The organism is Paenibacillus enshidis, assembly GCF_042136365.1.
Taxonomy (GTDB): Bacteria; Bacillota; Bacilli; order Paenibacillales; family Paenibacillaceae; genus Paenibacillus; species Paenibacillus enshidis.
In genome coordinates, this window is sequence record NZ_JBHHMI010000016.1 from 88,661 (window position 1) to 100,343 (window position 11,683).

The window sequence follows — 11,683 nt, forward strand, 5'->3', positions numbered from 1 at the left end:
AAAAAATTGTATCATTTGCTTGACCATTTGCGCTCCATCGAGTCCGGGTGACAAACAAATCTTTATACCTTCGATTCCAGCGTCTCCAGGTAAGCAGAGATTTGTGCCGGGGTTTTGGCAAATTTGCTGTGAAGATGGGCAATCTTCTCCCCGTCGCGGAATACCAGCAGACTTGGAATGCCGCGAACCTGATTTTCTTCCGCTATCGGCAGAAATTGCTCGGCATCCATGGCATAAAATTCTTTATCAGGATGTTCCTCAATGATTCCGCCAATAAATTTGTCCAATGTCTTGCAATCCGGACACCAGGTTGCATCGAATTTAATAACCGTTAGTCCATCTCCCTGAATCAGCTCCTGATACTGCTGCTGTGATTCAATGCGCTCCATCGTCCATCCCTCCTGCTGAATACTTATTCTTTTATTGTAATCATTATCGCTCAAATTGCAACTATGACAGTTACCTGTGCTGTGTGTAGCGGTTCGCTTTGCTAAAGCTTCTCAGCTCACGAATTTCCTGCTCCGTCAACGGCGTGACAGCGGCGGCGCCAACGTTGTGCTGAAGCTGTTCCGGAGAGCTCGCTCCAGGAATGGCAGTCGCCACGGCCGGATGCGCCAGGCTGTAGCGGATGGCTAACTGCTCCATGCTCCGCTCTTCGCTTGCGAACGCTGCAAGGCGTTCACGCACGTTCAACAGCTCTGACTCCTTATAATCCAGATAACCCTTCACCGCCTTGGATGCTCCTCTCTCAGCCAGCACTCCGCTGGCTACAGGGCCGCGAGCAATCAGGCTGACCCCTTCATTTCCCAGCAAAGGGAGAACCTCTTCCTCCGCCCGCCGGTCCAGCAGACTGTATTGGTTCATGACACTTACGATTCCTGAACGTTTCACATATTCACGGATCACATTCGGCCGGATGGAAGAAATACCGTACCAGCGGATGACTCCCTCACGCTTCAGCTGTTCAAAAGCCTCAATTGTGTCGTCAATCGGATCGTCGAGTGTACCGCCATGCAGCTGGTACAGATCAATATAATCTGTGCCAAGACGTTTCAGACTTTCTTTAACAGCTTCCAGGATATAAGCCTTTGACGGATCCCACACCAGGCCTTCCTGGCCCGGAATACGCCGGTTGCCTACCTTGGTCGCAATGATAACGTCCTGGCGCCTTCCCCGCACAGCCTTGCCAACGATCTCTTCGTTCCGGCCGCTGTCATACAAATCGGCAGTATCCAGAAAATTGATGCCTTTTTCAAGCGCTTCGTGAATAAGATAAACTCCTTTTTGTTCCTCTGTGCCAATCGTCATGCAGCCAAAGCCGATTTCGCTTACCATGAGATCGGAAGATCCAAGCCGGTTCTTTTTCATGTTTTCTCTCCTCCCAATAAATTACATGTTGTCCCAGACCTTATATACAAGCTCATCGTACCGTATCATTTCCGCCTGTTCAAGCCGACCCGCATGGCGCAAAGCAGCACTCTACAAACGAGTAACCTCCTTTTTTCATTTCATGTGTTGACATTTATCACAAAACAATATATCTTTAAATAAAGATAAATAATGAATCCAGTACCTTTACCCAATAATAAAGAACTACCAAGGAGGACTTATCATGAAATTGCTTGGATTGCACCATGTATCGGCTTTCACAGCCTCTGCCGCCAAAAACTTTGAGTTCTATACAGAAGTGCTCGGCATGCGCCTTGTCAAAAAAACCGTCAATCAGGATAATATTCGCGTGTACCACTTATTCTACGCTGATGAGATTGGAACCGCAGGCACAGAGCTGACTTTCTTTGAAATTCCGAATGCCGGACAGAACCGCAGGGGGAATAACAGCATCTCCTCCCTGTCGCTGCGCGTTCCGAACGATAAAGCCTTGACCTACTGGAAGAACCGGTTTGAGGAGTTGAACGTGAAGCATGAAGACATTACGGAGCAGGCCGGGCATCAGATTTTGCCATTTGAAGATTTCGAAGGACAGCGCTTCTATTTGATTTCCGATGAGCATGATCAGGGAGTTCGGGGCGGCAAGCCCTGGGATAAAAGCCCTGTTCCGGCCGAATACGGCATCATCGGTCTCGGACCGATCAAGCTGACTGTACCCGTAGCGGAGCATACCGGGCTGATTCTGGAGAAGGTGATGGGCTTCCGCAAAGTTGGCTCCTATCCTGCTACTGTCACTGGGCAGCCGGATATCGTCATTTACGAAACAGCTGAGGGCGGGAACGGAGCCCAGGTGCACCTTGAAGAACGCAACGACCTCGACCCTGAGCGGCTTGGACGTGGCGGTGTTCACCACGTCGCATTCCGCGTAACCGATGAAGAGGAGCTGCGTCAATGGGTGGAGCGCATCCGCAGTCTGCAAATCGGCAATTCAGGCTTCGTGGACCGCTTCTACTTCCGCTCTCTGTATTTCCGGGAGCCGAATGGCATTTTGTTCGAGCTGGCTACTGACGGTCCCGGCTTTGCGACGGATGAGGACCCAGAGCATCTTGGCGAAGCTCTTGCCCTACCGCCGTTTCTGGAAAACCGCCGAGAAGATATTGAGGCCCATTTGAAACCGCTGAATACAACAAAATAAAAGCACATTAAAACCGGGACATCCCTTTGAACAGGAGGTCCCGGTTTTTTAGTCTTTTGCCTGCTGCGTTCAGCGGGCCACTGTTGCTGTAAACCGTTCATCTTCTGCAAAAATTCGTCCGGCTCCGCGGCCGATCTTAAAGCTTCCGGTCGTCCACACCATCCAGCCAGGCCTCAATGTCGCCGATAACAGAAGTGACGCAACCAGCTTCAAATGGGGATTTAAGCCCCGCCAGCTCGACCAGGCCTGTAAAGGACTGACTTCCTCCTGCCCGGCACAAACGCAGGTAGTCATTCCAGGCCGACTGCCAATCCGCGTTCATCCGCTTCCAGAACTGGAATGCGCAAATCTGGGCAAGCGTGTAGTCAATATAATAAAACGGTGACTGGAAAATATGCGCCTGCTTGTGCCAGAAGCCTCCGCCCTCCAGGTAATCATTACCCTCGTAGTTTTTATGCGGCAGATATTTGCGCTCGATGGAACGCCATGCCTGCTTCCGCTCCGCCGGAGTCCAGTCCGGATTTTCGTAGACTGCATGTTGAAATTCATCGACTGCGACTCCATAAGGAATAAACAGCAGTGCTGACGAGAGATGATCAAAACGGTATTTTTCCGTATCCTCCGCAAAGAAAAGCTTCATCCACGGCCATGTGAAAAACTCCATACTCATGGAATGAATCTCCGCAGCTTCGTAGGTGGACCAGAAATATTCAGGGATGTCAAAATGTCTGCTCTCATACACCTGAAAAGCGTGACCGGCTTCATGTGTCAGTACATCGATATCCCCGGAGGTGCCGTTGAAATTCGAAAATATGAATGGTGCGCCATAATCATTAAGAAAGGTGCAGTAGCCCCCGCTCTGCTTGCCTTTTTTGCTGACCAGATCCATCAGGCCGTTGTCTTTCATAAACGTAAAAAACTCATCCACCTCGGGAGACAGCTCTTTGTACATGTGTGCTCCGTTTTCAATGATCCAGTCCGGTCCGCCTTTGGGGACAGGGTTGCCTGTCGCAAATGCGAAGCTTTCGTCATAATAACGAAGTGTCTCCACACCGATCCGCTGCCGCTGCCGTTCTTTAAGACGGGAAGCAGCTGGAACAATGTGCTCTGCCACCTGATCACGAAAATTGGCAACCATCGCCGCATTATAATCCGTCCGGTTCATACGCGCATAACCGAGCTCTACAAAGTTGGCATAACCCAGCTTGCGGGCCATCCGGGTACGGACCTTCACCAGCTCGTCGTAAATGCGATCGAACTGATCCTCGTGTGCAGCCAGAAATCCGTTTTGCGCTTCAGCGGCTCTGCGCCGGATATCGCGATCTGTCGACTGCAGGAATGGGGTTAATTGCGGGAGCGTACGCTCTTCCCCTTCAAAAAGGATTTTGGCGGAGGCAATCAGCGCCATATATTCGGTGCCAAGCTTGTTCTCCTGCTGCATGTCTTCGATCATGGCAGGATCAAATGCTTTGAGGGAAACCTCGGCCAGCCGGAACAGTTGACTGCCCCATTCTTGCTCCAGTTCCCCCCGCAATGGTGAATCCACGAGCGCCCGGTAATAGTCGGTTATGTATTCCTGGAAAACGGGTTTGATTTCATCTACGTATTCTTTCTCATTTTTATAAAACTCATCTGTTGTATCGATAGAATGTCTGATTTCGACCAGCTGGCAGTTCGTATCCACATGGCTGCGCAGCTTGTTGAGCTCCTGAATAACCGCCTTGCCCTGCGCTGGTTGGTCTGCATTTCGGAACTGCTCCAGCAATTTTTTAAACCGCTGTTCAAATTCGGACAAATCCGGTCTTTCGTATTTCATCTCACTGAACTTCATAGGCACGGCCTCCCTTTTCCCAATATGTTGTTTATTATACATCCCGATTGCTATAATATACCAGCCTTTTAAGCATGTAATGTGGTCCTAAGACGCTCCGAGAACGAACCATTCCTACAATCGCTGTTGTCCCCAAATTTCCAATGATTATAATTTTTAGCGGTAGAAATTCGGTGACAAAGGCGAATGCTCCGCTTTTCCGGAATTGCTTCGGCCTCTCCGCTGCTGCGTGCGTACCCCAACTTAAAAAAGGTAGAAAATCACAGTCAACGAATATATCCCGTAATTGCTGATTAAACAAAAGGTCAAGGACAGGAGTAAAATTCCCTGTTCTTGACCTTTTGTACCCGTTATAGACCGGAAGCATGGGCGCGGTTCATGATTTCGTCCATCATCGGCACTGTATCAAGCCCGTCGCGGTTACCCAGCAGGATAACGGTCAAGCCTGTGCCGGTATCCCGCATCATGCCTGTCTTGTAGCCGGTTCCGCTGCCATTATGATAAATAGTCATACCCTGGCCGGATTCGTCCTGCCGGACCAGCACGCCGTATCCATAGTTCTTCTCGGAATATGGGGTCAGCATCTGTGTCAGCAACTCGCTGCTGAGCAGCTTGTCCAATCCGTTCTCGCTGTTCCAGGTCAGCATATCATCAAGCGTGGAATACAGCGTGCCTGTTCCCTCCACTGATACATAATAAGGAGCTTCGGCCATTACGCTATTTTTGTAGGTGTGGCCTTTAATCGTCGAAGTTTCAGGGGCGGCCTGGCCTGTATGCTTCAAACCCAGCGGACCCAGCACGTTCTTCTCCAGATAATCCCCATAGGTCATTCCGCTTGCCTGTTCAATAATATAAGCGAGGACCACGTAGCCACAGTTGCTGTATTGAAAACGGGTGCCGGGCTCCCATTGAATGGTCAGCTGTTTGATTTGATTCACGGTATCCTGCAGCGTCATCCCCTCTGTACGGGTGAAGTTTGCCCTGAGCCCGCCGGTATGTGACAGCAGCATATGCAGTGTAATTTCGTCCCCACGCGGAAAATCGGGAATATATTTGGATACCGGGTCCTGCAGACTCAGCAGCCCCGCCTCTGACAGCTTCAGTACGGAAGCCGCCGTGAACGATTTGGACAACGATGCGATCCGCGTGTTCATGTCGGGACGGTTAAACTTGCCGCCGCCGGCCGGGCCATATCCTTTACGGAGCAATACCTGCCCGTTTTTCGCCACCAGGGCCAGACCGGAGAACGATTCATTGCGCAGGTAAGTATCCACTGACTTCATGCTGCTGCTCAGCATGGTTTCACTGTCGCTTTGAATTTCAAGCAGCGTGCCTGCGGTTGTTTTGGAAGGTTTGACTGTAGCACGCAGCGGCTCAATCGCACCCCGCAGCGGCACTGTTAAAACACCTTTTACATAGCGCAGCGGCGAGGATTGCTGCCAGGCATAACCGTTCACATCAACCGCTGTGGAACCAAGCTTGTACGTAATGACATCCCCGTTCAGCTGGACAACAGCACTGTTGGCGCTTGCGTTCCAGCGCACAGTAGCTCCCAGCGCACCAGCCGCTTCCCGGAGCGGAACGTATGTCGTGCCGTAAGCAATATAAGGCTTCGTATTCCAATTCGCCTCGACCCCATCCACTGTCACGGTAATGGCTCCGGACTGTGCCAGTGCATTGTGGCTGCTCCCGGCAAATAAGGCCGTACACAGAAGCAGCAGCACAAAGCAGCGCATAAAGGGAAGTGCTCTCTCATTCAACCCATTCATGTAAAGCTGTCCTCCATTCTTTCGTCAAAGCTGGTTAAAAAAAACGCCAATATCCGTCAAATTGTAAAAGAGAATAAAGCGGATTATGTCTTGACTCTCATAGCCGTTCTCCCTTCTTAGAAAAAGCAAGAAAGCCATCCCATATTTGAGGCGGCTTCTCCTGCAACTTGCTATAATTGCTTCATTGTCTTACTTCTCCGGCATGAAATCCGCTAGTCCCCTGCGCTTCGGACCGTCACCGCGGGCTAGCTCCAACGCTTTGGCCCAGGTCTTTTCCGTTTCGTGCTGCAAAAACTCTGTCAGCGGATGATCAATTCATATCATTGCTTCTGATTCTGCTGCTCGAACAGCGTCCGTGGATTCCCTGTAAACTGATGCACCTTGCCATTCTCAAAAATATCCCGCGTGTCATGATACGTAATTTCCGCATTTTCTATCCGTCCCGAGTGATAAGCAAACAGGATGCGAAAGCTGTCCAGACAGCGGTCCAGATCAGCGGCAGACTGAATGCCGTATCCACGCCATAAAGCTATCGCCTGCTCATATGCTCCCAAGCCTCTCACCTCCTTTTATGAGGTAGAATTAAGGCCAATGCCCGGTTAATTTAGCTGCACGCGCATATCTTTTATGATAAGTCGTTCTGCTGCAGACGGTGGGCAGCATGAAGCGTTGGCCCGACAAATTCATTCAGACGGAACCCGCCGGCAATTGCCTGGGTAATAAATTGCTTGGCCTGCTCCACAGCTTCACGCACCGAAAGGCCTTGTGCCAGCCCTGCGGTAACGGCTGCGGATGAGGTGCAGCCCGCGCCATGGGTGAAGCTCGTATTCACACTGTCCGTTTCAAACCATTCAAAGGTGTGCCCGTCATAGAGCAGATCCATCGCTTTGCCTTCCTTAATTTTGCCGCGGTCTTTAATCAACACGTGCCTGGCGCCGCGTTCATGAATAATGGCAGCCGCTTCCTGCATCTGCTCGACCGTGCGGATCGAACCTGTCTTGGCAAGCTGTGACGCCTCAAACAGGTTCGGTGTAACGAGATCTGCGCCCGGAATAAGCAGTTCCAGCATCGCTTCCGTATTTTCAGGCTGCAGCACTTCATCCGTACCTTTGCATACCATAACCGGATCAATGACGATCCGTTTGAGATCATGCTTCTTTAAATACCCGGCAACCAGTTCGATAATCTCCACGGAGCCAAGCATGCCTGTCTTCATGGCATCAAAGCCGATGCCTTCCAGTACGGTTTTCAACTGCGCTTCCACCACATCCAGGGCTACCGGATATACAAGATGGTCCCAAGTGCGGGGTGCCATCGCAACAATCGTGGTCAGTACGGTCATACCATATACGCCGAACTCCTGAAAAGTCTTCAGATCGGCCTGAATGCCTGCTCCTCCGCTCGTATCAGAGCCGGCAATCGTCAATGTTTTAGGGACGGTCATGTTCATGCTCTCCTTCACTTCCATGCTGCATTTATCCTAATCCTGTCGGTCTTTCTTGTCAAACCCCTTCAGGCAGGATTTCCGCCTTTATCATCGCTCCAGTAATCCGCATCTCCTGTCCGAATTTTTTACAGTATACCAGCGAGATGATGGTTGTCCTGATTATACCGTCCCCCGTTGCAATTGAACAGTCTTCATTAAGAACGCCTATTTAATCTTTGTCGGCGCAAAATGGACTCCTGCTGATTTCCGTCATTAATCTGTATGAATATACTGTTTTAGAAAATAAGCATTAGCCGTCAATGAGGGAACGACCTAATTAACCCATGGGAAGGAGGAAGACAATTGAGCGCAGTTCAAAGAGGATATGGTGGATTATGGACTTCCACAGGTGTCATCCTGGTTCTGTTCATCCTGCTGGTTATCATCAGCCGCACTTTCTGGGTGTAATTTGTGAAAACTGAATCATAAAAAAGACACAAGGGCGCCTGCAGCCATTTTGGCCAAGGTGCCCTTGTTGGATTTTCCGGACATAAGCAGCATTATCCCCTTATTCTGATCCTGACTTGCGGAGCGGCCGAGGGGAAGTACGCCCGTGCACCTGCTTTGACGCTTCCGAACCCGTGTTTCCAAAACGCTTGCGTTCCGTCCGTTCCATCTGGACAATCTGTCCTTCATGGACAACGATATGAAGTGAGCCGAATTCCATATCATCCAGCAGCTCAGCAATACGGTTCATCCAAATCTGGTCCACCTTCAGCGGTTTTGCCATACGGCCGCCTCCTTTATTCATATATAAAACATTGTTATCCAACCTATATACTTGGTTTATAATTTATCATGCTTCCAAAACCGGCGTCAATCGTTTCCAAGCCTTAGGGATGAACTTTTTTGCGCTGAAGCCAGCTTTTCAGCACAAGGGTGGCAAGGGCAAGCAGCAGCAGCAGTGAAGCCACCGCAAAGGAAGCGGAAAATTGATATTCATTATACAAAATCTCCACATGCAGCGGCAGTGTATTCGTTTCACCACGGATATGGCCGGATACGACCGATACCGCCCCGAATTCCCCCATGGCCCTCGCATTGCACAGGATGATCCCATAGAGCAGCCCCCATTTGATATTGGGCAGCGTAACACGCCAAAATACCTGCCATCCTCCGGCGCCAAGCGTTACAGCCGCCTCCTCTTCATGGGTTCCCTGCTCCTCCATGAGAGGAATCAGTTCACGGGCTACAAAAGGGAACGTAATAAACAAGGTGGCGAGCACGATGCCGGGAACCGCAAAAATAATTTTGATATCATGCTCCTCCAGCCACGGACCGAACCAGCCTTGAGCCCCAAAGACAAGCACATAGATCAGTCCCCCGACAACCGGTGAAATAGCAAAAGGCAGGTCAATCAGCGTAACGAGAATGCCTTTGCCGCGAAATTTGAATTTGGTGATCAGCCAGGCGGCCGCTGTGCCGAAGATGGTGTTCAACGGCACCGTAATCGCCGCCACGAGCAGGGTCAGCCGCAGGGCGGACAGCGCATCCGGGTCACGCAGCGCCGCCGCATACACCTCCAAACCCTGCTTGAGCGCTTCCGTCATCACGACCGCGAGCGGGAGCACAAGCAGCCACAAGAGCACCAGCAAGGCAGCCCCGATAAGCACCCATTTGACCCAAGGGGCCTCCGTGGTTGCACTTCTGCCAGACAGCCTTGGCGGTACATGCGATCCAGTCCATACTTGCGCGGAATCCGTCATATTTGAGCCTCCTCTTTCTCAGGCCATTCGTTTTCTTGAGAGGCGCTGCACCATATTGATGCAGAGCAGAAGGATGAAAGATATCGCCAGCAGCATCAGCGCAACCGCTGTTGCACCGGCGTAGTCATACTGCTCCAGCTTGGACATGATCAGCAGTGGAGCGATCTCCGTCTTCATCGGCATGTTGCCGGAAATAAATACCACCGAGCCGTATTCCCCAATGCCTCTGGCAAAAGCCAGCGCAAATCCCGTCAGCAGTGGAGGAACGAGCTCAGGCAGGATCACGCTGCGGAAGGTGCGCCATCTTCCGGCCCCAAGTGTAGCGGCCGCCTCCTCCGTGTCCGCTTCCAGCTCCTCCAGCACCGGCTGCACAGTGCGCACCACAAAGGGGATACCAATGAACATTAACGCCAGCGTAATGCCGATTTGTGAAAAGGCTAATCTGATGCCAAAGGGCTCAAAAATGGAGCCGATCCACCCGTTCTGTGAGTAGAGTGCAGTCAGCGCCACCCCCGCCACAGCGGTAGGCAGCGCAAACGGCAAATCTATGATCGCATCAAATACCCGTTTGCCAGGAAACTCATAACGCACAAGCACCCATGCCAGCAACAGGCCGAGAAACAGATTGATCAAAGCGGCGGCTGCCGAGCATAGAAAGCTTACTTTATAGGAGGCAATCACTCTCGGATCCAGAGCGGCCTCCCAGAATCCGGTCCATGTCAGCCCTGTTGAGTTCAACAGCAGCGCCGACAAGGGCAACAATACGACCAGACTGAGATACAGCACTGTGTATCCCAGCGTGAGACCGAAGCCTGGCAGCACCTTTTTATTGGAAGCTTGAGACCCACCCATCCCCAATCCACTCCTTTGCGGTACAAAATCCCCTCATTGGGGCACATAAATCTGGTCGAATATACCCCCATCGTTAAAATGCTTTTCCTGGGTTTCCTGCCATGTTCCGAATACATCCTGCAGTGTGAACAATTCAATTTGAGGGAAATGATCCTTGAATTGTTCAGCCACGCTTTCAAGTGTTGGGCGGTAATAGTTTTCGGCCGCTATCTTCTGCCCTTCCTCGCTATACAGATACTTCAGATAAGCTTCCGCCACTTTGCGTGTGCCTTTTTTATCAACGACTTTATCAACAACAGCTACCGGCGGCTCTGCCAGAATGCTAACAGACGGATAGACAATATCAAACTTGTCTTCCCCAAGCTCCTGCACCGATAACAGCGCCTCATTCTCCCAGGCAATCAGCACATCCCCGATCCCCCGTTCCACGAAGGTTGTCGTTGCGCCGCGCGCGCCGCTGTCCAGAACAGGCACATGCGTAAACAGCTCCTTCACAAACTCCTGCGCCTTGGCTTCATCGTTATTGTTGTGCTTCAGGGCATAGCCCCAGGCTGCAAGATAGTTCCAGCGGGCTCCGCCAGACGTTTTGGGATTCGGCGTGATCACCTCGACCCCGTCCTTGATCAAATCATCCCAGTCCTTGATGCCCTTCGGATTTCCCTCACGAACCAGCAGCACAATCGTCGATGTGTAAGGCGAGCTGTTATGCTCAAACTTGCTCTGCCAGCCCTCCTGGATCAGGCCTTTCTGCTGCAGTGCATCGATGTCATAGCCTAACGCCAGTGTGACCACATCCGCCTGCAGCCCGTCGAGCACCGAGCGGCTCTGTTTGCCTGATCCGCCATGCGACTGTTTAATGGTAACCTTCTGTCCTTCCTCCTGCTCCCAATGGGCCGCGAAAGCTTTATTGTAAGCCTCATAAAGCTCGCGCGTAGGATCGTAAGATACATTCAGCAGCTCTACTTCTTCAGGCGCTGCTCCGCCTGTGCCTCCCTGGGACGCCACCGTGTCATTCCCGGCCGAGCTGCCGCCGCAGGCTGCCAGCGTGGCGGTGAATACGAGCGACAAACCGATTAACAGTCCTTTTTTGTACCCCTTTTTCATACAACATCTCTCCCCCGGTTGCTCTGATTTGGTTAAAGAATTCATTGTGCTGTGTACAGGCAGAAAAAAAGACGGAAGAATTCCTCTGGACAGCACGACGATTCCGGCGATCTCTGCGATCATACCAGTCCCGTGTATCCTAAGGAGTTCCTCCGTCTGTACGGTGAGAACTACAATTATAAATAATTCCTACCCGATTAGTGTGTTATATGCCTATTGTATGAAAAACCCAAGATGGTGTAAAGAACTTTTTCCGTGTGAATGTTCCCACCGCCTCCGCTCTTCGCAGATACCGTGGGTTGTCCACCTTCGTCTCATCGGACAGCGCCGCAAACGTGCGTAGCCCGACGT

The 11,683-nt window shown here is 51.3% G+C and carries 12 protein-coding genes; 2 read left to right on the top strand and 10 right to left on the bottom strand.

Annotated elements, in window-relative coordinates; translation table 11 throughout:
• Nucleotides 1-62: 62 nt before the first annotated feature.
• Both ACE41H_RS17230 and ACE41H_RS17235 read right to left on the bottom strand, forming a co-directional pair.
• On the bottom strand, nt 63-389 hold the full coding sequence (locus ACE41H_RS17230; protein ID WP_375356717.1) for a thioredoxin family protein: 327 nt from the start codon (nt 387-389) through the stop codon (nt 63-65).
• A 70-nt stretch (nt 390-459) separates the two neighbouring features.
• Complete coding sequence (locus ACE41H_RS17235) at nt 460-1,368, bottom strand: aldo/keto reductase (protein ID WP_375356718.1); 909 nt, start codon at nt 1,366-1,368, stop codon at nt 460-462.
• A 244-nt stretch (nt 1,369-1,612) separates the two neighbouring features.
• Between ACE41H_RS17235 and ACE41H_RS17240 the strand changes: the two genes are divergently transcribed.
• Nucleotides 1,613-2,584, top strand: coding sequence for a ring-cleaving dioxygenase (locus ACE41H_RS17240; protein ID WP_375356719.1), 972 nt, complete (start codon nt 1,613-1,615; stop codon nt 2,582-2,584).
• Nucleotides 2,585-2,720: 136 nt separating this feature from the next.
• Here the strand turns inward: ACE41H_RS17240 and ACE41H_RS17245 are convergent, their stop codons facing one another.
• The 4 genes from ACE41H_RS17245 to thiD all read right to left on the bottom strand — a co-directional run bounded on the left by ACE41H_RS17245 (nt 2,721) and on the right by thiD (nt 7,628).
• Nucleotides 2,721-4,415, bottom strand: coding sequence for a M3 family oligoendopeptidase (locus ACE41H_RS17245; protein ID WP_375356720.1), 1,695 nt, complete (start codon nt 4,413-4,415; stop codon nt 2,721-2,723).
• 350 nt (nt 4,416-4,765) lie between these two features.
• Nucleotides 4,766-6,184: a serine hydrolase gene (locus ACE41H_RS17250; RefSeq protein ID WP_375356721.1), complete on the bottom strand. Its 1,419-nt coding sequence runs from the start codon at nt 6,182-6,184 to the stop codon at nt 4,766-4,768.
• A gap of 320 nt (nt 6,185-6,504) precedes the next feature.
• Nucleotides 6,505-6,738 (bottom strand): hypothetical protein, encoded by a 234-nt coding sequence (locus ACE41H_RS17255; RefSeq protein WP_375356722.1) that lies wholly within the window; start codon nt 6,736-6,738, stop codon nt 6,505-6,507.
• Between the two features lie 71 nt (nt 6,739-6,809).
• On the bottom strand, nt 6,810-7,628 hold the full coding sequence (thiD, locus tag ACE41H_RS17260) for a bifunctional hydroxymethylpyrimidine kinase/phosphomethylpyrimidine kinase (protein WP_375356738.1): 819 nt from the start codon (nt 7,626-7,628) through the stop codon (nt 6,810-6,812).
• Between the two features lie 345 nt (nt 7,629-7,973).
• Here thiD and ACE41H_RS17265 point away from each other — a divergent pair, with 345 nt between their 5' ends.
• On the top strand, nt 7,974-8,078 hold the full coding sequence (locus tag ACE41H_RS17265) for a sporulation protein YjcZ (protein WP_375356723.1): 105 nt from the start codon (nt 7,974-7,976) through the stop codon (nt 8,076-8,078).
• 100 nt (nt 8,079-8,178) lie between these two features.
• On the opposite strand, the gene ACE41H_RS17270 is transcribed toward ACE41H_RS17265, so the two are convergent.
• From ACE41H_RS17270 to ACE41H_RS17285, 4 genes are all read right to left on the bottom strand, one after another.
• A complete protein-coding gene (locus ACE41H_RS17270; RefSeq protein ID WP_375356724.1) occupies nt 8,179-8,400 on the bottom strand; it encodes a YezD family protein in 222 nt (73 codons plus the stop codon).
• A 103-nt stretch (nt 8,401-8,503) separates the two neighbouring features.
• Nucleotides 8,504-9,376, bottom strand: coding sequence for a sulfate ABC transporter permease subunit CysW (cysW, locus tag ACE41H_RS17275; protein WP_375356725.1), 873 nt, complete (start codon nt 9,374-9,376; stop codon nt 8,504-8,506).
• Nucleotides 9,377-9,394: 18 nt separating this feature from the next.
• Nucleotides 9,395-10,228 (bottom strand): sulfate ABC transporter permease subunit CysT, encoded by an 834-nt coding sequence (gene cysT / locus ACE41H_RS17280; protein ID WP_375356726.1) that lies wholly within the window; start codon nt 10,226-10,228, stop codon nt 9,395-9,397.
• A 33-nt stretch (nt 10,229-10,261) separates the two neighbouring features.
• Nucleotides 10,262-11,332 carry a sulfate ABC transporter substrate-binding protein gene (locus ACE41H_RS17285; protein WP_375356727.1) on the bottom strand — a complete coding sequence of 357 codons (1,071 nt, stop codon included), beginning with the start codon at nt 11,330-11,332 and terminating at the stop codon, nt 10,262-10,264.
• Between the last annotated feature and the right edge of the window lie 351 nt (nt 11,333-11,683).